We start from the raw sequence: 22,832 nt of genomic DNA on the forward strand, positions 1-22,832 counted from the left end.
TTCGCTACGTACCAAGGACGACATGAGCCAGCAGCCTTCCGCCGCACCGGCCCCCACCTCCGCCGTCGCCACCGTCTCCGAGCGCCACGACTGGTGGCGGGACGCGGTCATCTACCAGGTCTACCCGCGCAGCTTCGCCGACAGCAACGGTGACGGCATGGGCGACCTGGAGGGTGTCCGCACCCGCCTGCCGTACCTGCGCGACCTGGGCGTGGACGCCGTGTGGCTCAGCCCCTTCTACGCCTCCCCGCAGGCCGACGCCGGTTACGACGTCGCCGACTACCGGGCCGTCGACCCCATGTTCGGCACCCTCCTGGACGCCGACGCGCTGATCCGCGACGCCCACGCGCTGGGCCTGCGCATCATCGTCGACCTGGTGCCGAACCACTCCTCCGACCAGTACGAGTGGTTCAAGCGCGCCCTGGCCGAGGGCCCCGGCTCGCCCTCCCGGGACCGCTACCACTTCCGCCCCGGCAAGGGAAAGAACGGCGAACTGCCGCCCAACGACTGGGAGTCCATCTTCGGCGGCCCCGCCTGGACCCGGGTCACCGAGCCCGACGGCACGCCGGGGGAGTGGTACCTGCACCTCTTCGCCCCCGAGCAGCCCGACTTCAACTGGGAGCACCCGGCCGTCGGCGACGAGTTCCGCTCCATCCTGCGGTTCTGGCTGGACATGGGCGTGGACGGCTTCCGCATCGACGTCGCCCACGGCATGGTCAAGGCGGAGGGCCTGCCCGACCTTGGATCCCACGAGCAGTTGAAGCTGCTGGGCAACGATGTCATGCCGTTCTTCGACCAGGACGGCGTGCACGACATCTACCGCCAGTGGCGGCGCATCCTCGACGAGTACAGCGATGCAATGGGGCCCGAAGGGCCTTCCGCAGAAGGGCGGGGGCGGGCGACGGGTGGGCGCATCTTCGTCGCCGAGGCTTGGACCCCGACCGTCGAGCGCACCGCGAACTACGTCCGTCCCGACGAGCTGCACCAGGCGTTCAACTTCCAGTACCTGGGCACCCACTGGGACGCCGAGGAACTGCGCACGGTCATCGACCGCACCCTCGACGCCATGCGCCCCGTCGGCGCCCCCGCCACCTGGGTCCTGTCCAACCACGACGTCACCCGGCACGCCACCCGCTTCGCCAACCCGGCGGGCCTCGGCACCCAGATCCGCCTGGCCGGCGACCGCGAACTGGGCCTGCGCAGGGCACGGGCCGCCACCCTCCTCATGCTGGCCCTGCCCGGCTCGGCCTACGTCTACCAGGGCGAGGAGCTGGGCCTCCCGGACGTCGTCGACCTGCCCGACGAGGTCCGCCAGGACCCGGCCTACTTCCGCGGCGCGGGCCAGGACGGCTTCCGCGACGGCTGCCGCGTGCCGATCCCGTGGACCCGCGAGGGCACCTCGTACGGCTTCGGCGACGGCGGCAGCTGGCTGCCGCAGCCGGCGGGCTGGGGCGAGCTGAGCGTCGAGGCGCAGACCGGTACCCCCGGCTCCACCCTGGAGCTGTACCGCGAGGCCCTGGCCGTCCGCCGCGCCACCGCCGACCTGGGCGCGGGCGACGCGGTCGAGTGGCTGCGCGCCCCCGAGGGCGTCGTCGCCTTCCGGCGCGGTGACTTCGTGTGCGTCGCCAACACCACCGGCGAGTCGGTGGCGGTGCCCGCGCACGGGCGCGTCCTGCTGGCCAGCGGCGAGATCACCGAGGCGGCCGGCGAGGCGAAGGTCCCGGCGGACACGACGGTGTGGTGGACCCGCGCCTGACGCTCTCCCGCCCGCACCGCCCAAGGGCCCGCCACTCGCCGGACGAGGAAGTGGCGGGCCCTCGGCGACCGGTGTGCGGTAGACACACCCCATGTCCGAGACGTACTCCTGGCCGGTCGCCGCCCCGTTGCGGGGAGCCCGACTGCGGCTGGAACCCCTGACGGTCGCACACGCCCGCGAAGCGGTGGACTTCCTCGACGACGTCCGCCTGCACCGGTGGATCGGCGGTTCGCCGCCCACCCGCGAGGAGTTGCGGCGGCGCTACCGACGGCAGGCCGTGGGCCACTCGCCCGACGGCCGGCAGGGCTGGCTGAACTGGATGCTGCGCCGGCACACCGACGGCAGGCTGGTCGGCACCGTGCAGGCAACGCTCCACCGGACCGGCCCCGACCGGGTCGAGGCCGAGCTGGCCTGGGTCGTCGGTCACGACTTCCAGGGCGAGGGCTACGGCAAGGAGGCCGCCGCCGTCATGGCGCTGTGGCTGCGCGAGCGGGGCGTGGCGCGATTCGTGGCCCATGTGCACCCGGATCACCGGGCATCGGCCGGGATCGCCCGGTCGCTGGGCATGGAACCGGGCGAAGAGGTGCACGACGACGAGGAGTTGTGGACCACCGCCCCGGACGCCGAGCGACAGCACGACCGACGGTCGTGAAAGTTCTTGCCGATACTTTCACGACCCTTGCCGCAAGACTTGCGACAGCGCTACGGTCTCGCCGGGGTCGGACCCGAACGAGCCGTACTCGCAAGGAGCTCACGCCTGTGATACCGAGATGGCCGGTGCCTGTCGCGCGCCGTACCGCACGAGTGAGACGGGTCGCGGGCGTCACCGTGACCGCGCTCGCCGCCGCCCTGCTTCCCCCGCTCGCCGCACGGGCCGACGCCCCGCCCGCGCCCCCGTCCGACGCGAAGCTGGCGAAGACCGCCGCGCGTCACGACCTGACGCGTGAGCAGTTCTACTTCGTCCTGCCGGACCGCTTCGCCAACGGGGACGCCGGGAACGACCGCGGCGGTCTGACCGGCACCCGGCTCACCACCGGCTACGACCCCACCGACAAGGGCTTCTACCAGGGCGGCGACCTCAAGGGCCTCACTCAGAAGCTCGACTACATCAAGGGGCTGGGCACCACCTCCATCTGGATGGCGCCCATCTTCAAGAACCAGCCCGTGCAGGGCACCGGCAAGGATGCCTCGGCCGGCTACCACGGCTACTGGATCACCGACTTCACCCAGGTCGACCCGCACTTCGGCACCAACCAGGACCTGAAGAACCTCATCTCCAAGGCCCACGCCAAGGGCATGAAGGTCTTCTTCGACGTCATCACCAACCACACCGCCGACGTCGTCGACTACGAGGAGAAGTCCTACGACTACCTCTCCAAGGGTGCCTTCCCGTACCTGACCAAGGACGGGCAGCCCTTCGACGACGCCGACTACGCGGACGGCGAGCGCCGCTTCCCCCGCGTGGACTCCGGCTCCTTCCCGCGCACCCCGACGGTCCCGGCCGCCAAGAAGAACCTCAAGGTCCCCTCCTGGCTCAACGACCCGGCGATGTACCACAACCGGGGCGACTCCACCTGGGCCGGCGAGTCCGCCACCTACGGCGACTTCAACGGCCTCGACGACCTGTGGACCGAGCGTCCCGAGGTCGTCGACGGCATGGAGAAGATCTACCAGCGGTGGGTCAAGGACTTCGCCATCGACGGCTTCCGGATCGACACCGTGAAGCACGTCGACATGGAGTTCTGGACCCAGTGGGCGACCGCGCTGGACGCCTACGCCGCCAAGAAGGGCCGCGACGACTTCTTCATGTTCGGCGAGGTCTACTCCGCCGACACCTCCGTCACCGCGCCCTACGTCACCCAGGGCCGCCTGGACTCCACGCTGGACTTCCCCTTCCAGGACGCGGCCCGCGCCTACGCCTCCCAGGGCGGCAGCGCCCAGAAGCTCGCCTCCGTCTTCGGCGACGACTACAAGTACACGACCGACAAGGCCAACGCGTACGAGCAGGTCACCTTCCTCGGCAACCACGACATGGGCCGCATCGGGACCTTCCTCAAGCAGGACGACCCCGAGGCCACCGACGCCGAGCTGCTGAAGAAGGACCGGCTCGCCAACGAGCTGATGTTCCTCAACCGCGGCAACCCGGTGATCTACTACGGCGACGAGCAGGGCTTCACCGGCGCGGGCGGCGACAAGGACGCCCGCCAGCCGATGTTCGCCTCCCGCACCGCCGACTACCTCGACGACGACCAGCTCGGCACCGACCGCACCCACGCCGAGGCGGCCTACGACACGAGCGCCCCGCTCTACCGGCAGATCAGCGCCCTCGCCAAGCTCCGCAAGGCCAACCCGGCCCTCGCCGACGGCGTCCAGACCGAGCGCTACGCGGCCGACGGCGCCGGCGTCTACGCCGTCTCCCGCACCGACGCCGAGACCGGTACCGAGTACGTCGTCGCCTTCAACAACGCCGGCACCGAGAAGAGCGCCACCTTCGCCACCGGCTCGGCACACCTGACCTTCCGCGGCATCTACGGCACCGACGCCACCGTGAAGTCCGGCGCCGACAAGAAGGTCACCGTCACCGTCCCGGCCGGGTCGGCCGTCGTCCTCAAGGCCGCGGGGCGGCTCGCCGCGCCCGCCGCCGAGCCGACGATCACCCTGCGCGCCCCGGACCCCGGCGCCACCGGCACCGTCGAGCTGAGCGCCGACGTCGCGGGCGGGCAGCTCAACCGCGTCGTCTTCGCCGCCCAGACCGGCGACGGCAAGTGGCGCACGCTCGGCACCGCCGACCATGCCCCCTACCGGGTCACCCACACCGTCGACGCGGACACTCCCGCCGGGACCGCCCTGCGCTACAAGGCGGTCGTCGTGGACTCGGCCGACCGCACCGCGAGTGCCACGGCCGCCTCCACCACCGGCACCCCGCCCGCCGAGGAGGTGCCCAGCGCCGCCTCCCGGGACTACGCGGTCGTCCACTACAAGCGCGCGGACGGCGACTACGACGACTGGGGCCTGTACGCCTGGGGCGACCTCGCCGACGGCGAGGCCACCGAGTGGCCGGACAGCCATCCCTTCACCGGCCGCGACGCCTACGGCGCCTTCGCCCACGTCAAGCTCAAGCCGGGCGCGTCGAACGTCGGCTTCGTCGTCGTCGACAAGGACGGCACCAAGGACGTCTCCGCCGACCGCGCCATCGACGTCACCGAGACCGGCGAGGTGTGGATCGAGCAGGGCAAGGAGCAGGTCGTCACCGAGCGGCCCGAGTACCCTGCCCAGGACACCACCAAGGCCGTACTGCACTACCAGCGCGCCGACGGGAACTACGACGGCTGGGGCCTGCACGTCTGGGGCGACGCCGCGCACCCCACCGACTGGGCCAAGCCCCTCCAGCCGGTCAGGACCGACCCCTACGGCGCGGTCTTCGAGGTGCCCCTCACCGAGGGCGCGAGCAGTCTCAGCTACATCGTCCACAAGGGCGACGAGAAGGACCTGCCCACCGACCAGGCCCTGGACCTCAAGGCCGACGGCCACGAGGTGTGGCTGCTGAGCGGCCAGGAGGACTACCTGCTGCCGCAGCCCGCGGGCTCGGCGGCGGCCGTCGACCTCACCACCTCCAAGGCCGTCTGGATCGACCGGAACACCGTCGCCTGGAACGGCTCCGAAGGCGCCGCCTCCACCCAGCTGCTCGCCTCCCGCACCGGTTCCGTCACCGCCGAGGACGGCCGGCTCACCGGCGACGACCAGCAGTGGCTCCGCCTCACCAGGAGCGCCCTCACCGACGCCCAGAAGGCGAAGTTCCCGCACCTGAAGGAGTACACCGCCTGGTCCGTCGACCCGCGCGACCGCGACCGGGTCCGCGAGGCCCTGCGCGGTCAGGTCGTCGCGTCCCAGCGCACCGCCACCGGCGCCCTGCTCGCCGCGACGGGCGTACAGACCGCGGGCGCCCTGGACGACCTCTACGCCTCCGGCGCGACGAAGGCCGGCCTCGGCCCGGTCTTCCGGCACGGCCGCCCCACCCTCTCCGTGTGGGCGCCGACCGCGCAGGACGTGAAGCTGGAGATCGGTGGCCGCACCGTGCGGATGCGCCGCGACGACGCCACCGGCGTCTGGTCCGCCACCGGCCCGAAGTCCTGGAAGGGCAAGGCCTACCGGTACGCCGTCACGGTCTGGGCGCCCACCGCGGGCGAGGTCGTCACCAACAAGGTCACCGACCCGTACTCCCTCGGCCTGACCACCGACTCCGAGCGCAGCCTCGTCGTCGACCTGGACGACCGCTCCCTCGCCCCGCGCGGCTGGAACGACTACGACAAGCCGAAGGCGGTGCCGCTCAGGGACGCCCAGATCCAGGAGCTGCACATCCGCGACTTCTCCGTCGCCGACCCGACCGCCGACGCGGACCACCGGGGCACCTACCTCGCCTTCACCGACGACAAGAGCGACGGCTCGAAGCACCTGCGCGAGCTGGCCGAGGCCGGCACCTCCTACGTGCACCTGCTGCCCGCCTTCGACATCGCCACCATCCCCGAGAAGAAGTCCGAGCAGACGGTGCCCGGCTGCGACCTCGCCGCCCTCCCGGCCGACTCCGAGAAGCAGCAGGAGTGCGTGACGAAGGCCGCCGCCAAGGACGCCTTCAACTGGGGCTACGACCCGTACCACTACACGGTCCCCGAGGGCTCCTACGCCACCGACCCGGACGGCACCGGGCGCACCGCCGAGTTCCGGAAGATGGTCAAATCCCTCAACGACGACGGCCTGCGCGTCGTCATGGACGTCGTCTACAACCACACGGCCGCGAGCGGCCAGGCGGCGACCAGCGTCCTCGACCGGATCGTGCCCGGCTACTACCAGCGGCTGCTCGCCGACGGCTCGGTGGCCAACAGCACCTGCTGCGCCAACACGGCCACCGAGAACGCCATGATGGGCAAGCTCGTCGTCGACTCGGTCGTCACCTGGGCCAAGGAGTACAAGGTCGACGGCTTCCGCTTCGACCTCATGGGCCACCACCCGAAGGCCAACATCCTCGCGGTCAGGAAGGCGCTGGACGAGCTGACCCTCACGAAGGACGGCGTCGACGGCAAGAAGATCATCCTGTACGGCGAGGGCTGGAACTTCGGCGAGGTCGCCGACGACGCCCGCTTCGTCCAGGCCACCCAGAAGAACATGGCCGGCACCGGCGTCGCCACCTTCTCCGACCGGGCCCGGGACGCCGTGCGCGGCGGCGGCCCCTTCGACGAGGACCCCGGCGTCCAGGGCTTCGCCTCCGGCCTCTACACCGACCCGAACGCTTCCCAGGCCAACGGCACCGAGGCCGAGCAGAAGGCCCGCCTGCTCCACTACCAGGACCTGATCAAGGTCGGGCTGACCGGCAACCTCGCCGGCTACGCCTTCACCGACACCGACGGCAAGGAGGTCAAGGGCTCCGAGGTCGACTACAACGGCGCCCCCGCCGGATACGCGGCGGCACCCGGCGACGCCCTCGCCTACGCCGACGCGCACGACAACGAGTCCCTCTTCGACGCGCTCGCCTTCAAGCTGCCCAAGGACACGTCCGCTGACGACCGGGCCCGCATGCAGGTCCTCGCCCTGGCGACCGCCGCCCTCTCGCAGGGCCCGGCGCTCTCCCAGGCGGGCACCGACCTGCTGCGCTCCAAGTCGCTGGACCGCAACTCCTACGACAGCGGCGACTGGTTCAACGCCCTGCACTGGAACTGCGCCGACGGCAACGGCTTCGGCCGGGGCCTGCCCCCGGCCGCCGACAACCAGGACAAGTGGCCCTACGCCAAGCCCCTGCTGGGCACGGTGCGGGTCGGCTGCCCGCAGATCACCGGCGCCTCGGCGGCGTACCGGGACCTGCTGAGGATCCGCAGCGGCGAGCGGGACTTCTCCCTCGCCACGGCCGCGCAGGTCCAGTCCCGGCTCTCCTTCCCGCTCTCCGGCGAGGACGAGACGCCCGGCGTGATCACCATGCGCCTCGGTGACCTCGTCGTCGTCTTCAACGCCACGCCCGAGCGGCAGGAGCAGCGCGTCGACGCGGCGGCCGGGACCGGCTACCGGCTGCACCCGGTGCAGGCGGCGGGCGCGGACGCGGTGGTGAAGGAGTCGGCGTACGCGGCGGAGAGCGGCACGTTCACCGTGCCGGCCCGGACGGTCGCCGTGTTCCAGCGGGCCGGCTGACGGCAGCGGACCTGCGGTTAGGGTGAGCCCTGCTGTTCACGCAACGGGAGGGCTCATGCCGCAGATCACCGTCGACTACTCCGACCGGCTCGCCGGCGACTTCGACCGGCCCGCCTTCGCGCGGGCCCTGCACGAGGCCGTCGTCGAGATCGCGGCCGCGAAGCCGCCGGCGTGCAAGACGCAGTTCCGCCGCACCGAGGACACCGTGGTCGGCCCCGACACCGAGGGGCACGCCGTCGTGCACGTCACGCTCGGGCTGCTCGCCGGCCGCACCGAGGAGACCAAGGCGCGGTTGACCGAGGCCGTCCTGGAACTGCTGCGCCAGTACGCCAAGCCGGGCGACGGCCTCGCCCTGCACGCCTCCGCCGAGGTCCGCGACCTGGACCCGTCGTACCGGAAGTTCGAGAGCTAACCGGCCAGGGCGATGAGCCGGCCGACCAGGTCCCCGAAGAGGCCGTCGGCCGGCTCGTCCGCCAGGACGCGGCGCAGGAGGGCGCCCATCTCCTCGTCGTAGGCGGCGCTCACCGCCAGCAGCGCGGCGAAGTCGTGCACCAGCTGCGCCTCCAGCTCGGCGCGCGGGATGCGGCGCCCGTCCAGCCAGAGCAGCGCCGTCGACTCGGCGAGCGAGATCCACGAGCGGACGACCAGTTCCAGCCGTGCGGGCGGCTCGGTGACGTCCAGGTGCGAAAGGATCTGGACATACGCGGCCTGCCGTACGGAGTCCACCAGCGCGTTCGTGGTGGACGAGCCCACGGCCGGGCCGCCGCGCATCAGCGCCGAGAAACCCGGGCCGTGCTCGTCGACGAAGTCGAAGTAGCGGCCCATCACGCGCAGCAGCCGCGCGCCCAGCGGACCCTGGTGCGGCTCCACGAACCGAGCCGCCAGATCGTCCGAGGCGCGCTGCAACGCGGCCTCGTACAGGCTGAGTTTGCCGGGGAAGTAGTGGTAGACCAGCGGGCGCGAGATGCCCGCCGCCGACGCTATCTCGTCGATGGAGACCTCGTCGGGCGAGCGGCGGCTGAACAGATCGAGCGCGACGCCGATCAACTGCTGCCGCCGCTCCTCGACGCCCATTCTGCGGCGTACCCCGGTAGTCATACGAACACCTTACCGATCGAATCCGGCCCCGAACGGGCCGGACCGGGCATCGGCGTTCACATGTCGAGCACGAGCCGCGTGCCGAGGCACCGGGACACGCAGATGAGCATCGAGTCACCGCGTTCCGAGTCGGTCAGCAACTCGTCCCGGTGATCGATCTCGCCCTCCAGCACCTTCTGTTGGCAGGTCCCGCACCAGCCCTGCTCGCAGGAGTACGGGGTGTTCGGCAGCTCGGCGCGCACGGCGGCCAGCACCGAGGAGTCGCCGGGCACCGTCAGCGTCCGCCCGCTGTGGCGCAGCTCCACCTCGAACTCCGCGTCGCCGTCGGCCGTCGTACGCGGCGCGAACCGCTCCAGGTGCAGGGCCGCGCCCGCCGGGAGGCGTTCCTCCACGGCCGCCATCAGGCCCTCCGGGCCGCAGCAGTACACGGCCGCACCCTCGGGGAGGTCCGCCAGGAAGGCGTCGAGACGGGGCCGCCCGTCCTCGTCCTCGGCGACGACGGTCACCTTCGAGCCGTCCGGGTCCAGCTTCTCGATCTCCTCCAGGAACGGCATCGACGCCCGCGTCCGCCCGCCGTACAGCAGCCGCCAGCCGGTGCCCTCGGGCAGGGCCCGCAGCATCGGCAGCACGGGCGTGATGCCGATGCCCCCGGCGACGAACGCGTAGGCGGGCGCCTCGACCAGCGGGAAGCGGTTGCGCGGCCCGCGCACCTCCAGCTCGGTGCCCTCCTGCACCTGCTCGTGCACCTCGCGCGAGCCGCCCCGCCCGTCCTCGACCAGCCGCGCGGCCACGGTGTACGACGAGGTGTCCTCCGGGTCGCCGCACAGCGAGTACTGCCGCACGAGACCCGAGGGCAGCACCAGGTCCAGGTGGGCGCCCGGCTCCCAGCGCGGCAGGCCGGTCCCCTCCAGGCGCAGCCGCACCACCCCGTCGGCCAGCCGCTCGTGCGCGGTCACCAGCAGCGTCAGCGCGCGGGAGCGGGGCCGCCCGGAGACCGGCGGATCCAGCGCGGGCAGCGGCCACAGCGGCGAGCCCTGGACGCGGCGGCGCAGCGCCCGGCGGACGACGAGCGCGGCACCGGCCGTGCCGGCCGCGAGGAGCAGGGCCGCCGTCCGCTTCGGAGTCGGCCTCGGGCTCGGGTTCGGGCTCATGCGGCACCTTCCTGGGGTTTGACGGCGGCCGCGGCGGCCACGGCGGCGGGGGAGGTGGCGAGGTAGGCGACGGCCTGCTCGGTGGAGCACTCCCTGGACGGGTGGTAGGCGCGGCTCAGATAGCCGGGTATGGAACGGGTGATCGCGCCGGTGGACGGCAGGAGGCCCTGCCGGCCGCGCCGGTGGAAGTCCCGGATGGTGGCCCTGCCGTCGGCGAGGGTCGGGTCGTTCGCCATGAAGAACCGGGTCCCGCGCTGCCACAGGAACACCAGCGCGGTGAACGCGGTCGCCCAGGTCCGCACCCGCCGCGCGTAGTCCCCGTCCACGTGCACGAAGAGGTCGAAGGCGACGGACCGGTGCTCGACCTCCTCGGCGCCGTGCCAGCGCAGCAGGTCCAGCATGGTCGGGTCGGCGCCCCGCCGGTCGAGCGCCTCGGCGTTCAGCACCCAGTCGCCGAGGAAGGCCGTGTAGTGCTCGATGGCCGCGATCAGCGCCACCCGCTCCATCAGCCACCAGCGGCGCGGACGGCCCGGCGGCAGGGTGCGGTCGCCGAGCAGCTTCTCGAAGAGCCAGTCGACCTGCGCGGTGTACGGCGTCGGGTCGAGCCCCTGGTCCCGCAGGTGCGGCAGCACCTCGTCGTGGGCCTGGGAGTGCATCGCCTCCTGCCCGATGAACCCGATGACGTCCTCGCGCAGCCGCTCGTCCCGGATGTACGGCAGCACCTGCTTGTAGACGTGCACGAACCACCGTTCCCCGGCGGGCAGCAGCAGGTGCAGCACGTTGATGGTGTGGGTCGTGAACGGGTCCCCCGGCACCCAGTGCAGCGGGGTGTCCTCCCAGGCGAAGGAGACCTTCCGCGCCTTGAGCGGGACATGCTTGTTAGACATGGCGTCAATGTACTGACGGGTACGGTCCGGCGGAACCCTCCTGCCGGTACTTGTTGACGCCAGTGTCAGCGAGGCCGGTGCCGACCGGGCGGGTATCGACAGGGCCGGTGTCGGCGGGCGGGCCGGTGTCGGCGGGCGGGCCGGTGTCGGCGGGCGGGCCGGTGCCGGCCCGCCCGTGCGGCTAGCGCAGTCCGCCGATCGTCCGGCCGCTGTCCAGCGTGCCCTTCAGCTCTGCCCGCGCGCCCTGCTCGGCCTTCGCGGTCAGCAGGTTGCCGTCGGCCCGGTCGCTGATGCCGCCCGTCGCCTCGATCGACGCGGTGTCGCGTCCGCCCGCCGCGAGCAGGTACCAGTGCCCGCCCTCCGACTTCCACAGCACCCCGGCCAGCACCTGCGGGTCGCGCTCGCCGCACGCCGGAACGTCCTGCGCCCGCGCCGCCACCGCGCCCTGCGCCCCGCCCGGCGTCCGGAACTGCGCCAGCACCCGGGCCCCCTCGCCGCGCCAGGTCTCGGCGCGGGTGCACACCCACGCGCCCGACCCCGTCCCGTCGGGCAGCGGCTGCGTCGCGAACTCCCAGGCGTTCACCGACCGCACCCCCTGCCCGCGCACCGCGCCCAGCGAGCAGGCGTACGGCGCCCACGCGCCCAGCGCCTTCGCGCCCGCGGCGTCCTTCGCGGAACCGGGGCGCCCGGTGGTGAGCCGGACCGGCACCAGCTCACCCAGGTCGGTCACCACCCGGGTGTCCGAACCGTCTCTCAGCTCCAGCACGTTCCACGACGTGCACGCGCCGGACTGCTGCTGCACCGGGCTGGCCAGCGGCGAGGTCACGCCGTCGGTGAGCGTCAGCTCCTCGGCGGCGGAGTCCGGCGCGACGAGATCGCGCGCCGCCGCCCCGGTCACCCAGGGCGCCGTCAGATAGCGGACGTTGCCGTCGGCGCGCCCCAGCACCACCGCGGTCGCCGCGGCCCGGCCGGCCCCGTCGGTCCGCGCGAAGTCCAGGGCGGCACCGGCGGAACCGTCCTTCGGCTCGGCGTACCGGACGAGACGCAGACCGTCGTGCAGGATCACCACCCGCGCGTTGTCGACCTCCCCCGCGTACAGCAGCTGCGGCGGACCGGCCGGGCCGCCGGTCGCCGTCCCCGGCGTCGCGGACACCCCCACGCTCTCGCCGGGCCGCGCCCAGACGGCCAGCGCGCGGCGCAGCAGTTCCTCGTCGCCGGTGAGGCCACCGCGGGCCGGCCACACCGAGAAGTCCGTACGCGCGGACGTCTCCCACGCGGCGGGCGCGGCCTTGGTCAGCCTGCCCGGGTCCAGCGCGGCCTCGGCCGCGGGGTTCTGCGCGTACGGCGGGGCGGCGGCACCGTCCGGTCCCCAGCCGTCCCCGGGCAGACCGAGCAGCGCCCCGCACACCACCAGCGCCGCCCCGGCGACCAGCGCGGCCCGCGTGTGCTGGCGCCGGCGCAGCAGATCGGTCGGCCGGGCCTGCAACGAGCAGGGGTCGAACTCGGGTGAGCCGAGCAGCCCGTACTGCCCCGGCACCCCGTCGGCCTCCCGCAGCGCGGCGTCCACGTCGGCGACCCGGGCGGCCGCGAGCACCTGCCGCACCGCGTCGTCGGGCAGCCGCTCCAGACCGCGCAGCACGTACGCCGCCCGGCCGGGCCCGGAGAGCGCGGACAGCCGCTGGTCCAGGGCGAGTTCGTCGGCGCCGCCCGAGCGCGGGAAGAGCTTGAGGCCCCGCACGTGGGGCAGCAGCGGCGGCAGCTGGGTCCGCCGGGGCCACGCCCGCCGGCGCAGCGGAAGCCCCGCCTCCAGCGCCGTACGCACCACCCGCAGCCGGACCAGCGCGTACCCGGGGTCGACCTCGCGGCCGGTGGACTGGGCCGGGATCACCGGGGTCGTCGTCCGGTTCCGGGGCAGGGCGCGCTGGGTGAGGGCGTGCGCGGTCAGGACGCGGCGGCTCCGGCCGAGACCCGGCGGCAGCACCAGATAGGCCAGCCGGGCCAGGCGCGGATAGTGCTCGACGAGCGCGGCCTCGGCCTGCTCGACGTCCACGACCGGATCGGCCGAGGAGGCGGAGGACGGTGCGGGGCGCGGGGCGACATCCTGTGGCTGCACGTTCAGCAGAACGAGCGAACGCGGCGATGGTCACCGTAGGACCGCCCCGGGCGACGCTCCCTAGTCCTCCGGTTCCACCAGGAGCCGCGCGTAATTGGCCATCGAACGCTGGTAGCGCGGCAGATGGGGCGCGAGCGCGCCGAGCACCAGGGACAGGCCCTCGCGGTCGCGGCCCATGCTCGACAGGCAGAGCGCGAGTGCGGCCCGCACGGCGTCGTCCAACTCGTCGGACGGGGCGACCAGTTCCGGCGAGAGCAGCTTCACGCCCTCTTCCGGGTGCCCGGTGTTCCGCAGCGAGCTGGAGAGCTGGATCTTCGCCCGGCGCCCCTTGTAGGCGCTGACCTCGCCGAGCCCCCGCTCCAGCGCCTCGCGGTACAGCGGCACCGCCCGGTCGGAGTGGCCCGTCGAGTCCCAGGCGCAGGCCCGCTCGAACAGGCCCAGCGGGCTGTCGGCCGGCAACTCGTCGGCGAGGGCGTCGACGACCGCCCGGGAAATCGGCGGCATCGTCCTCGGCGTAGTCGTCGAATGCCGCCCAGGCGGCCGTCACGCGCTCTTCCCAGTCCTGGTCCACGCTGCCACTCTCGCACGGCGCCCGCACAACGGCACCCGGGTAGCTGAGTACTTCGCGCTCCGCGCCCGTATCGATGGCGAGAGCCCCTCCCGGGGGCTCCGTGCGGCATGTCGACAGCGGACCGGAGGAACACATGAGGCTGACCCGACCGATGCTCGCGCCGGCCGCCCTCGCGGCGGTCCTGGCGCTGACCGGCTGCGGCGCCGGGGAGGACGGCGGGGCCGGCGTGCCCGCGACGGCGACCGGCAGCCTGGAACACCTGGCCGCCGAGGCCGAGTGCACCCCGAACATGCAGACCGACGCCGACACCATCCGCCAGGCCCTGTGCGGGAAGGGCGACGGGAAGTACGTCCTGGCCACCTTCTCCACCGACCGCGGCCAGCGCGAGTGGATCAACACCGCCAAGGACTACGGCGGTTACTACCTGGTCGGCCGCAAATGGGTCGCCGTCGGCCACCAGGACGTGGTGGCGGACCTGCGCGGCCGGCTCGGCGGGAACCTGGAGCAGGGCGTCCAGCACGGCGGCGGCGCCGGGCACTCGGCCGGGCACGGCGAGCACGCCGGGCATTCCGGCTGACCGGACCCGGACGCGCGAAGGGGGCCGGTGACGGAAATCCGTCACCGGCCCCCTCCTCACCTCCGGGCCGGTACCTCTACTGGCAGTCCTCGCCCCGGTTGATGCAGTCGACCACCTCGTTCATCAGGTTCTCGTCCATGACGTTGATGAAGTCGTTGTGGTCCGTGATCGGCTTGTGCAGCTGCTCCGGGAAGCTGTCTACGGCGTACGGGTTCCGCACCTGGCCGTTCTCGACGGTCGGGGTGGGGATGTCGTACGCGAGGCGGACCTGGAGCTGGGGAACGGCCTGGAAGCCCTCCGGGCAGCTGCCGTCCTCCCGGACGAACGCCATGTGGTCCCGGTGGTTGGCGCTGTCGATGTTCTGGCCGTCCCAGCAGCTCTGGAAGTTGGTCGTCCGCAGCACCTGGCTGCCCTCGGGGCACAGCGGGTACTTGTCCGTCACCTGCCGGTCCTCGAAGCCCGAGCAGCTCCACGAGGTGTTGGCGTTCGCGTCGCCGTTGGTGAACGACTTGGCGTCACCGGTGATGACGCGCAGGAACTTCGGCATCGCGACCACGTCGCCCTGCTGACTGCCGACGAACTTCAACTCGGCCTGGGCCGGCTTGAGGATCTTGCCGATGTTGCCCTCGGCGCCACCGCCCTGGTCGTTCGCGTCGAACTCCTGCGTACCGTCCTGGAGGCGCAGCACCGGCCAGTAGTAGGTGGACTTGTCGCCCTGGTTCTGGCACGAGGTGTCCGCGTTCGCCAGGTCCTCGTCGCTGGAGAAGGCGTCGTTGTCCTGGTTGCCGACGTAGTCGTGGGTGTGGTGCGCGCCGTTGTCGACGCCCGGGGCGGCGATCAGGTTGTCGCTGTTGAACAGGTTGTTCTCGTTGACGCCGCAGTCCGTGCTGAAGGTGCCGGTGGAGCCGCCGTCGCCGTCGGCGGCCAGGCCGTTGCGGCTGTTGCGGGAGTTGGGCTGGACGTCGTTGATGTCGATGAAGTCGTCGGCGACCGGACCGGCGACACCGTTGCCGTTGTCGTCCTGGTTCTGGCCGTCGCCGTTCTGGCCGTCGTCCTGGCCACCGCCGCCGTCCTGGCCGTCGCCGTTCTGCTGCTGGTCCGCGGGGCGTCCCTGGCATCCGGCCAGCTCGTCCAGGTTGTCGTCGGCCTTCCCGCCGGCCCGGTTGATCTCCAGCTGGATCCGGTCGATGAGTGCCTTCCGGCGCTCCTTGAGCGGGCCGAGGATGCTGTTCTCGACGAACCGCGCGTCACCCGCCTGCGCCCGCCGCGTGGTGGCCAGGCGCTGGTAGGCGTCGGTGATCTGGCTGTCCATCGAGGCCAGTTCGCCGTCCACCTCCCCGCGCGCCCGGTCCGGCACGTCCCGGATCTTCTGGCCGACGTCGGGGCAGTCGATCGTCGCGACCTGCGCGCCGGCCGACCTGGTCCGGTTGTGGCCCCCGTGATCCTCGTGCGCCGAAGCGTAGAAGTTGGCCCAGACCAGCCCGCCCCCGCCGACCGCCAGGGCCGCCGCCCCGGCTACGATCTTGGTGGCGAGCGGCGTACGGCGTTTTCTCGTGTTGCGTCCCATGGAACTCCTCAAACTTCCTTGCGGGGGCATCGCTTGCGGGGCATCGAGGGCGCCCGACAGGAGTGAAGCGGCTCCCCTCCATACGGAAGCCGCTCCTGAGGTGTTCACCGGTCCGGGGAATTGCCGGGGCCGGTGGGGCCCCGGGGACGCGGCACGGGGTCAGCGGCCGCGGTCCAGATACGCCAGAACCGCCAGCACACGGCGGTTGTCGTCGTCCGAGACCTCCAGGCTCAACTTCGCGAAGATGTTCGCCGTGTGCTTCGCGATCGCCCGCTCCGTGACGACGAGCTTCCCGGCGATCGCCGCGTTGGTCCGGCCCTGCGCCATCAGCTCCAGCACCTCCAGTTCGCGCGGGGTGAGCCGCTCCAGCGGCCGGTCCTCCGCCGCGCGCCGGCTGAGCAACTGCTGAATGACCTGCGGGTCCATCGCCGTACCGCCCGCCGCCACCCGCCGTACGGCGTCGATGAACTGCTCCGCGTCGAACACCCGGTCCTTGAGCAGATACCCCACCCCGCCGCTCCCGTCGGCCAGCAGCTCGCGCGCGTACAGCTGCTCCACGTGCTGGGAGAGGACCAGCACCGGCAGCCCCGGCCGGTCGCGGCGGGCCTGGAGCGCGCACTGAAGTCCCTCGTCGGTGAGCGTGGGCGGGAGCCGGACGTCGACCACGGCGACGTCCGGCTCCAGTTCGGCCAGGGCCCGGGACAGCTCGGGACCGGTCTCGACGGCCGCGGCGATCTCGAAGTCGTGGGCCTCCAGGAGCCGGACCAGTCCGTCGCGCAGCAGGAACAGGTCTTCGGCTAGGACAACGCGCAAGGGATCTCCATGGTGACCATGGTGGGGCCGCCCGCGGGCGAGCTGACGGCCAGGACGCCGTCGAATGTACCCAGTCGGCGCTCCAGACCGGCCAGGCCCGAGCCCGCTCCGACCACGGCGCCGCCCTTGCCGTTGTCGGTGACACAGACGCGCAGCCGTCCCTCCGCGTAGTGCATGTCGATCCAGATCCGGTCGGCGCCGGAGTGCTTCACGGCGTTGGTGAGGGTCTCGCTGACCGCGAAGTACGCGGCCGACTCCACGGGGGCCTCGGCGCGGCCGGGCAGGTCCACCTCGGCGTCGACGGGGACGGGCAGCCGCAGGGCCAGGGCGCGCACCGCGTCGCCCAGGCCGCGTTCGGCGAGCACCGGGGGATGGATGCCGCGCACGAGTTCGCGCAGCTCGGTGAGGGCGTCGGCGGAGGACTGCCGGGTCTGCGCGAGCAGCTCCCTGGCCTTCGCCGGATCCTTCTCCAGCAGCGCCTCGATGGTGCCCAGGTCCATGCCGACGGCGACCAGCCGGGCCTGCGCCCCGTCGTGCAGGTCGCGCTCGATGCGGCGCAGCTCGGCGGCGGAGGTGTCGACGGCGTTACGCCGGGTCTCGGTCAGCACCCGTACCCGCTCGGCGAGTTCGCCCTGGCCGGAGCCGAGGAGCGCCCCGGTGAGCCGGAAGTGGGCCTTCAGCGCGAGAGGGCTGAGCCGGACGGCGGCCACGAGGAGGGCGGCGCCCAGGACGGCGGCGTACAGAGCGGTGATCTGGTCGGTCACGGGCACGAAGCCGTACCAGTAGGTGTCGTCCCAGGCCCGCCACAGCCCGGCCGCGATGACGAAGCCCTCCAGCGGGTAGAGCACCAGCGCGACGGCCAGCAGCGCGCTGACGAAGCCCGCCGTCATGTCGACCGGCAGCCACAGGACGTCCCGCCAGGTCGCCGGGTCGCGGAGCATCCCGAAGGTGCGGGCCCACGGATTGGCGCCCTCGGGCAGCGGCCGGTACGCCCGCGGGATCCGCACCCCGCCCCACTCGGCGGCGAGCAGCCGCCGCCAGTCCGCGAACGCCCGTACCCCCGTCAGCACCCACGACGTGGTGACGATGCCGACCCCGATCGGGATGAGGGCGATGGACACCACGGTCAGGCAGAAGCAGATCACCGCGCCCGGCAGGGAGATGAGCGCCAGTGCCAGTCCCCGTACGGCCGACAGCGCCACGCTCCGCGTCCGCCCGGGTGTCTGTGGCCGCCCTGTGCCGCTCTTCGTCTCGATGCTCATGACGTCAGTTTCGCCGAGGCGACGACGCGGGGCACTGGGCCGGGCACCCCGGTCAGGGGGTGGTGTCAGATACACCTCCGCCGGGCCCGCCGGCGGCCAGGACCTTCGCCTCCGTCTCCGGGTCCAGGCCGACCGGTGGCCGGTCCGGGCGCCGGGGTGCCGTGCCGCCGAGGTCCCGCAGCCAGGCCCAGGTGTCGGCCACGGTGTCGCCGACGGGCCGGCAGACCAGGCCGGTCGCCAGGGCCCGGGAGACGTCCGCGCTCTGGAGGGCGTCGTGCAGGTCGCTGCCCGGCGGGGTCCACACCGGCAACTGGCCCCACGGCTCGATGCCGGCGGCCAGGACGGTCTCGGGGGCGGTCCAGCGCAGCCGCGCCGCGCCGCCGGTGACCGTCGCGCAGGCGTCGAGCAGCTCTCCCATGGTGGTGTGCCCGGGCCGGGAGACCAGGTTGTACGGCCCGCTCAGCTCCCGGTCCAGCGCGCCGAGCATCCAGTCGGCGAGGTCGCGCACGTCGATGTACTGCACGGGCAGGTCCCGCGGTCCCGGCGCGAGGACCGGGCCGCCGCGGGCCATGCGGTTCAGCCACCACGGCAGCCGGCCGACGTTCTCGAGGGGGCCGAGGATCAGCCCGGCCCGCACGAGCAGCGAGCGGTCGGCGCCGAAGGCGTCCAGGACGGCCAGCTCGGCACCCCGCTTGTCCCGGGCGTAGTCGAGCTGCCCGGCGTCCGCCGAGGCGCCCTCGACGAGCGGGGCGTCCTCGGTGTACCCGGCGGGCGGGGCCCAGGCGTACACCGAGCAGCTCGACACGTACACGTACCGTCCGGCGCGGCCCCGCAGCAGCCGCGCCGCGTCCCGCACCGCGCGGGGCGCCGCCGACCAGGTGTCGACGACGGCGTCCCAGGTGCCCTCGGCCAGCGCGTCGAGCCCGTCGGGCGCGGTGCGGTCGCCGTGCAGCGCCCGCACCCCGGGGGGCGGGGCGTGCCGTCCGCGGTGCAGGACGGTCACCTCCCAGCCGCGGCCGAGCGCCGCCTCGACCACGGCCCGCCCCACGAACTCCGTACCGCCCAGCACCAGTAGTCTCATGCCGTCACTGTGCCGGGCGCGGCGGCCGCGCGGAACGCCCCTCTGCCGTCAGCAGAAGGGCGGTGGCGGCTCAGCGTCCCGCGGGCGGCGCGTACTTGTAGCCGACGCGCCGCACGGTCTGGATCGTGTGCCGGTACTCCGCGCCCAGCTTCCGGCGCAGCCGGGCCACGTGCACGTCGACGGTGCGGCCGTCGCCCACGTGTCCGTAGCCCCACACCGTGGTCACCAGCTGGTCGCGGGTGTGCACCCGGTGCGGATGGGTGACGAGGTGGGTGAGCAGTTCGAACTCCAGGTAGGTCAGGTCGAGTTCGCGTCCGTCCACGGCGGCGACGCGCCGCGCGGAATCGATCCGGACGAGCGGGGCCTCGTCCCCGTGCCGGTCCCGGGCCGGCTCGCCGTCGCCCTCGGGGGACGGTGCGGCCGCGCCCAGCGGGTGGAACGGCGGCTGCTGGTCGGCCGGGACGAGTACCAGGTAGCCGACCATCGGCGGCCGGCCGGGCAGCGCGGGCAGGGCGTGCGGGGGTGCGGGCAGCCAGGTGGCGCCCGGCGGCAGCAGATCGGAGACGTCCACCACCTCGTCCCGGTCCACGGCGCGCAGCCGGTGCCGGGGCCCGCCGGAGTCGGGGCGGACGGTGGGGGAGCCGAGGGTGACGGTGGACAGGGAACGGGGGGTCGCCATGAGACGTCAGCTCTTTCGCGCGAGAGGTTCGTCGGGAGGGGCGACGGGCGCGAGTTCGTGGTCGGGCGCGTCGCGGGACGTACGTCGTGCGCACCGGCCGAAGGCACGGAAGGCCTGGGATGTACGGCTTCCTAGCGGGCCGGCGCGATCGTCGCGCGGCAACACACCCGGTCGAAGTCGTCGTGCTGACGGGACGGCCAGAAGGGCTCGAGGTCATGGCGACCCGTCGCTGCGTACTTCCGGAAGCTGGCCATGGGCCCATTGAAGCAGACGGCGGCGGGGGAGAGGAGACTCCTCTCAGTGCGTGGACGCCGCTTGGCGCGAACCGGCCCCCGGCCCGGTCATCCCTCCAGGCGCTTGCGCCAGTTCAGCGGGGCGACGGTGATGGCTCTGCCCGGATCGCCGTCCCACTGCGCGGACAGCCCGGACCCGGCGAACGCCGCCACGACCTCGTGCCCGACGGCCGTGGTCGTCTCCGGGGAGCCGTCGAAACCGCCGTAGTGCAGCATGAGCCCGTGCCCCTCGGCAGCGGCCTCGGTGCTCTGCCGGTGGAAGAAGACGAAGCCCCGGGCGCCCTCGCGCTCCGCGCCCATCTCGGCGGTGCCGCAGCCCCGGCAGCAGGCGAAGTTCTCCCGGGCGGTGACCCCGGCCGCGTCCAGGGCCCGGAAGACCCGGGTGAGCCGGTCCGGGTCGGTGGTCTCCTCGCCCCAGGACTCCTGCTCGGCGAGCCGCTCCAGCCACAGCCGGTCCACCAGCCGCCGCGCCTGGGCCTTCGACACCGGCCGTTCGCCGTACTCGCCGCCGACGAGGTAGTCCTCCGCGATCTCGCAGAGCGCCCCGCGGCCGTCGTAGCCGCAACGGAGCTGCTCGCGCACCCGCCGCTCGACCTGCTCGCGGACCTCGTCCGGCAGCTCCGGGACCTCTTCCGGCGGCGGGACGGGGATCGGCTCCCAGGCGACGCCCGCGTCCCAGCCGGGCTCCTGGCGGGCCCAGCCGGTCAGGAGGTCGGCCACGCGGTGGGGGTCGTCGAGGTCGGTGCCGAAGAACGCGTCCGCGGCGCTGCGGCACTCCAGCCGGTACTCCCCGCCCTCCTCGTGCCAGACCTGCGCGAACACGTCGGGGACGTCCGGTATCCGCTGGATCACCAGGAAGCGGTCGCCGGGGTGGCCGATACGCGTCACCAGCTCCCGCAGCCGCTCGGCCCGAATCCGGGTGTGCGTCTGCCAGTTCTCCGTCTCGACCCTGAGGGCGAGGTCCCCGTCGATCTCCATGACCCCACCTTCGCACGCGCCACTGACAACGCCGCCGGGACGGGATCCGGCCGGGACGGGACCCGGCCCGCCTCAGGCTAGGCCCGCCTCAGGCTCGGCCGCCTCGGACGCGGCCGCCTCGGACCCGGCCCGCCTCAGACCTGGCCGGCCTTCTCCAGCGCCGTGCAGCACGTGTCGACGAGCAGGCGGGTCACGACGTACGGGTCGACGTTGGCGTTGGGACGGCGGTCCTCGAGGTAGCCCTTGCCGTCCTTCTCGACCTGCCACGGGATGCGCACCGAGGCGCCGCGGTCGGAGACGCCGTACGAGTACTCGTTCCACGGGGCGGTCTCGTGCAGGCCGGTGAGGCGGTCGTCGATGCCGGCGCCGTAGTTCTTGACGTGGTCAAGGGGCTTGGAGCCCTCACCCAGGGACTCGGCGGCGGTGATGATCGCGTCGTAGCCCTCGCGCATCGCCTTGGTGGAGAAGTTGGTGTGCGCGCCCGCGCCGTTCCAGTCGCCCTTGACCGGCTTGGGGTCGAGGGTGGCGGAGACCCCGAAGTCCTCGGCGGTGCGGTAGAGCAGCCAGCGCGCCACCCACAGCTGGTCGGAGACCTCCAGCGGGGCCAGCGGGCCGACCTGGAACTCCCACTGGCCGGGCATGACCTCGGCGTTGATGCCGGAGATGCCGAGACCGGCCTTCAGGCAGTTCTCCAGGTGCGCCTCGACGACGTCGCGGCCGAAGATCTCGTCCGAGCCGACACCGCAGTAGTAGCCGCCCTGCGCGGCCGGGAAACCGCCCTCGGGGAAGCCGAGCGGGCGGGCACCCTTGAAGAAGGTGTACTCCTGCTCGATGCCGAAGACCGGCTCCTGCGCGGCGAAGCGCTCGGCCAGCTCGGCCAGCGCGGCCCGGGTGTTGCTCGGGTGCGGCGTCATGTCCGTGTCCAGGACCTCGCACAGCACCAGGATGTCGTCGCCGCCGCGGATCGGGTCGGGGCAGGAGAAGACCGGCCGGAGCACGCAGTCCGAGGACCTGCCCTCGGCCTGGTTGGTGGAGGAGCCGTCGAAGCCCCAGATCGGGAGGGCGTCCAGGCCGGCCGGGGCATCCGTGATGATCTTCGTCTTGGAACGGAGCTTGGCCGTCGGCTCGGTGCCGTCGATCCAGATGTACTCGGCCTTGAAGGTCACGGGGGCCACATCCTTCGGGGTGGGTCTCGGCGCACGTGCGGGTGCGGCGGCGCGGGGCGGCAGGGGTGCCGCGACTACTGCCGTGCAGCGTGTCAACAGGCGATTTCCCGGCCGTTGCCCGTATGTGAACCCCGTGTTACCCGGGGTCGTTGTGGGGCGGCTCACGCCCGTCGTCCGCGGCGGCCTCCCGTACGCCGGTCAGGAAGCCCCTGATCGCCGCCCGTTCCCGCTCGTCGTAGCCGCGCAGCAGCTCCACCGCCCGCCCGATCAGCGGTCCGAAGTGGGACCAGCCCAGCGCCACGGCCCGTTCGTCCACCTCGACGGTGACCCTGCGCCGGTCCCGTCCGTCGCGTACCCGGCGCACGTGGCCGGCCCGCTCCAGCCGGTCGACCAGTGCCGTCGTGCCCGCGGAGTTCAGACCGAGCGCGCCGCCCAGGCGCCCGGCGGTCATCGCCTCGCCCGCCCGCGCGGCGTCCATCAGCGCGATGAGTGCCCGGACGTCGGTGGGGTGCATGCCGTTGCGCTGGGCGAACCGGGCGCTGTGCGCACCCAGTTCGACGGCGACCGCGCGCAGGAGGTGGACGAGTTCCATCTCCGGTCCCTGGTCGGACACGGGGCGCTCCCTTCGGTCCCGGCGGCGATCGCCCCGCTCGCGTCCGCGATCGT

17 protein-coding genes and 1 pseudogene are annotated in these 22,832 nt (G+C 73.0%); 5 read left to right on the forward strand and 13 right to left on the reverse strand.

Annotation, left to right across the window (positions count from 1 at the left end; genetic code table 11):
* The first annotated feature begins 22 nt into the window (after nucleotides 1-22).
* From B9W62_RS27850 to B9W62_RS27865, 4 genes are all read left to right on the forward strand, one after another.
* A complete protein-coding gene (locus B9W62_RS27850) occupies nucleotides 23-1,756 on the forward strand; it encodes a glycoside hydrolase family 13 protein (RefSeq protein WP_087809723.1) in 1,734 nt (577 codons plus the stop codon).
* 91 nt (nucleotides 1,757-1,847) lie between these two features.
* A complete protein-coding gene (locus B9W62_RS27855; RefSeq protein WP_087809724.1) occupies nucleotides 1,848-2,408 on the forward strand; it encodes a GNAT family N-acetyltransferase in 561 nt (186 codons plus the stop codon).
* 107 nt (nucleotides 2,409-2,515) lie between these two features.
* Nucleotides 2,516-7,930, forward strand: a complete 5,415-nt coding sequence (gene pulA, locus B9W62_RS27860; protein ID WP_179235707.1) for a pullulanase-type alpha-1,6-glucosidase — start codon at nucleotides 2,516-2,518, stop codon at nucleotides 7,928-7,930.
* 55 nt (nucleotides 7,931-7,985) lie between these two features.
* A complete protein-coding gene (locus tag B9W62_RS27865; protein WP_087809726.1) occupies nucleotides 7,986-8,342 on the forward strand; it encodes a 5-carboxymethyl-2-hydroxymuconate Delta-isomerase in 357 nt (118 codons plus the stop codon).
* On the opposite strand, the gene B9W62_RS27870 is transcribed toward B9W62_RS27865, so the two are convergent.
* From B9W62_RS27870 to B9W62_RS27890, 5 genes and pseudogenes are all read right to left on the reverse strand, one after another.
* Nucleotides 8,339-9,028, reverse strand: coding sequence for a TetR/AcrR family transcriptional regulator (locus tag B9W62_RS27870; RefSeq protein ID WP_087809727.1), 690 nt, complete (start codon nucleotides 9,026-9,028; stop codon nucleotides 8,339-8,341). The two genes, B9W62_RS27865 and B9W62_RS27870, sit on opposite strands and share 4 nt — an antisense overlap.
* Before the next feature lie 56 nt (nucleotides 9,029-9,084).
* Nucleotides 9,085-10,179 (reverse strand): PDR/VanB family oxidoreductase, encoded by a 1,095-nt coding sequence (locus B9W62_RS27875; RefSeq protein WP_087809728.1) that lies wholly within the window; start codon nucleotides 10,177-10,179, stop codon nucleotides 9,085-9,087.
* Nucleotides 10,176-11,066: a metal-dependent hydrolase gene (locus tag B9W62_RS27880; RefSeq protein WP_087809729.1), complete on the reverse strand. Its 891-nt coding sequence runs from the start codon at nucleotides 11,064-11,066 to the stop codon at nucleotides 10,176-10,178. Before B9W62_RS27880 ends, B9W62_RS27875 begins: the two co-directional genes overlap by 4 nt.
* Nucleotides 11,067-11,247: 181 nt before the next feature.
* On the reverse strand, nucleotides 11,248-13,179 hold the full coding sequence (locus B9W62_RS27885) for a hypothetical protein (RefSeq protein ID WP_087809730.1): 1,932 nt from the start codon (nucleotides 13,177-13,179) through the stop codon (nucleotides 11,248-11,250).
* Nucleotides 13,180-13,239: 60 nt separating this feature from the next.
* Nucleotides 13,240-13,750: pseudogene (locus B9W62_RS27890) on the reverse strand (tetratricopeptide repeat protein).
* A gap of 133 nt (nucleotides 13,751-13,883) precedes the next feature.
* Here B9W62_RS27890 and B9W62_RS27895 point away from each other — a divergent pair.
* Complete coding sequence (locus B9W62_RS27895; RefSeq protein ID WP_087809731.1) at nucleotides 13,884-14,327, forward strand: hypothetical protein; 444 nt, start codon at nucleotides 13,884-13,886, stop codon at nucleotides 14,325-14,327.
* Nucleotides 14,328-14,403: 76 nt separating this feature from the next.
* Here the strand turns inward: B9W62_RS27895 and B9W62_RS27900 are convergent, their stop codons facing one another.
* From B9W62_RS27900 to B9W62_RS27940, 8 genes are all read right to left on the reverse strand, one after another.
* Nucleotides 14,404-15,894 (reverse strand): DUF1996 domain-containing protein, encoded by a 1,491-nt coding sequence (locus B9W62_RS27900; RefSeq protein ID WP_087809732.1) that lies wholly within the window; start codon nucleotides 15,892-15,894, stop codon nucleotides 14,404-14,406.
* Between the two features lie 159 nt (nucleotides 15,895-16,053).
* Nucleotides 16,054-16,707 carry a LuxR C-terminal-related transcriptional regulator gene (locus B9W62_RS27905; protein WP_087809733.1) on the reverse strand — a complete coding sequence of 218 codons (654 nt, stop codon included), beginning with the start codon at nucleotides 16,705-16,707 and terminating at the stop codon, nucleotides 16,054-16,056.
* Nucleotides 16,692-17,969, reverse strand: coding sequence for a sensor histidine kinase (locus tag B9W62_RS27910; RefSeq protein ID WP_087809734.1), 1,278 nt, complete (start codon nucleotides 17,967-17,969; stop codon nucleotides 16,692-16,694). The genes B9W62_RS27905 and B9W62_RS27910 overlap by 16 nt, the downstream gene beginning before the upstream one ends.
* Before the next feature lie 52 nt (nucleotides 17,970-18,021).
* The gene (locus tag B9W62_RS27915; protein ID WP_087809735.1) at nucleotides 18,022-19,050 is read right to left on the reverse strand and encodes an SDR family oxidoreductase; all 1,029 of its coding nucleotides are present in this window, start codon (nucleotides 19,048-19,050) and stop codon (nucleotides 18,022-18,024) included.
* A gap of 70 nt (nucleotides 19,051-19,120) precedes the next feature.
* Complete coding sequence (locus B9W62_RS27920) at nucleotides 19,121-19,729, reverse strand: winged helix-turn-helix domain-containing protein (RefSeq protein WP_087809736.1); 609 nt, start codon at nucleotides 19,727-19,729, stop codon at nucleotides 19,121-19,123.
* Between the two features lie 341 nt (nucleotides 19,730-20,070).
* Nucleotides 20,071-21,000 carry a DUF6891 domain-containing protein gene (locus tag B9W62_RS27930; protein WP_087809737.1) on the reverse strand — a complete coding sequence of 310 codons (930 nt, stop codon included), beginning with the start codon at nucleotides 20,998-21,000 and terminating at the stop codon, nucleotides 20,071-20,073.
* 134 nt (nucleotides 21,001-21,134) lie between these two features.
* Complete coding sequence (gene glnII, locus B9W62_RS27935; RefSeq protein WP_087809738.1) at nucleotides 21,135-22,166, reverse strand: glutamine synthetase; 1,032 nt, start codon at nucleotides 22,164-22,166, stop codon at nucleotides 21,135-21,137.
* 136 nt (nucleotides 22,167-22,302) lie between these two features.
* Complete coding sequence (locus B9W62_RS27940) at nucleotides 22,303-22,758, reverse strand: MarR family transcriptional regulator (protein WP_256976797.1); 456 nt, start codon at nucleotides 22,756-22,758, stop codon at nucleotides 22,303-22,305.
* Nucleotides 22,759-22,832 lie beyond the last annotated feature (74 nt).

Origin of the sequence: Streptomyces sp. CS113, assembly GCF_002188365.1 — a bacterium.
GTDB classification, from domain to species: Bacteria; Actinomycetota; Actinomycetes; order Streptomycetales; family Streptomycetaceae; genus Streptomyces; species Streptomyces tendae.

What these genes read in the sequence shown, in the direction of transcription:
- B9W62_RS27910 (WP_087809734.1), bottom strand. Translation starts at nt 17,969, where the DNA reads ATGAGCATCGAGACGAAGAGCGGCACAGGGCGGCCACAGACACCCGGG.
- B9W62_RS27900 (WP_087809732.1), bottom strand. Translation starts at nt 15,894, where the DNA reads ATGGGACGCAACACGAGAAAACGCCGTACGCCGCTCGCCACCAAGATC.
- B9W62_RS27855 (WP_087809724.1), top strand. Translation starts at nt 1,848, where the DNA reads ATGTCCGAGACGTACTCCTGGCCGGTCGCCGCCCCGTTGCGGGGAGCC.
- B9W62_RS27930 (WP_087809737.1), bottom strand. Translation starts at nt 21,000, where the DNA reads ATGGAGATCGACGGGGACCTCGCCCTCAGGGTCGAGACGGAGAACTGG.
- B9W62_RS27870 (WP_087809727.1), bottom strand. Translation starts at nt 9,028, where the DNA reads ATGACTACCGGGGTACGCCGCAGAATGGGCGTCGAGGAGCGGCGGCAG.
- B9W62_RS27895 (WP_087809731.1), top strand. Translation starts at nt 13,884, where the DNA reads ATGAGGCTGACCCGACCGATGCTCGCGCCGGCCGCCCTCGCGGCGGTC.
- B9W62_RS27850 (WP_087809723.1), top strand. Translation starts at nt 23, where the DNA reads ATGAGCCAGCAGCCTTCCGCCGCACCGGCCCCCACCTCCGCCGTCGCC.
- B9W62_RS27880 (WP_087809729.1), bottom strand. Translation starts at nt 11,066, where the DNA reads ATGTCTAACAAGCATGTCCCGCTCAAGGCGCGGAAGGTCTCCTTCGCC.
- B9W62_RS27875 (WP_087809728.1), bottom strand. Translation starts at nt 10,179, where the DNA reads ATGAGCCCGAACCCGAGCCCGAGGCCGACTCCGAAGCGGACGGCGGCC.
- B9W62_RS27940 (WP_256976797.1), bottom strand. Translation starts at nt 22,758, where the DNA reads ATGGAACTCGTCCACCTCCTGCGCGCGGTCGCCGTCGAACTGGGTGCG.
- B9W62_RS27865 (WP_087809726.1), top strand. Translation starts at nt 7,986, where the DNA reads ATGCCGCAGATCACCGTCGACTACTCCGACCGGCTCGCCGGCGACTTC.
- B9W62_RS27920 (WP_087809736.1), bottom strand. Translation starts at nt 19,729, where the DNA reads ATGGCGACCCCCCGTTCCCTGTCCACCGTCACCCTCGGCTCCCCCACC.
- B9W62_RS27915 (WP_087809735.1), bottom strand. Translation starts at nt 19,050, where the DNA reads ATGAGACTACTGGTGCTGGGCGGTACGGAGTTCGTGGGGCGGGCCGTG.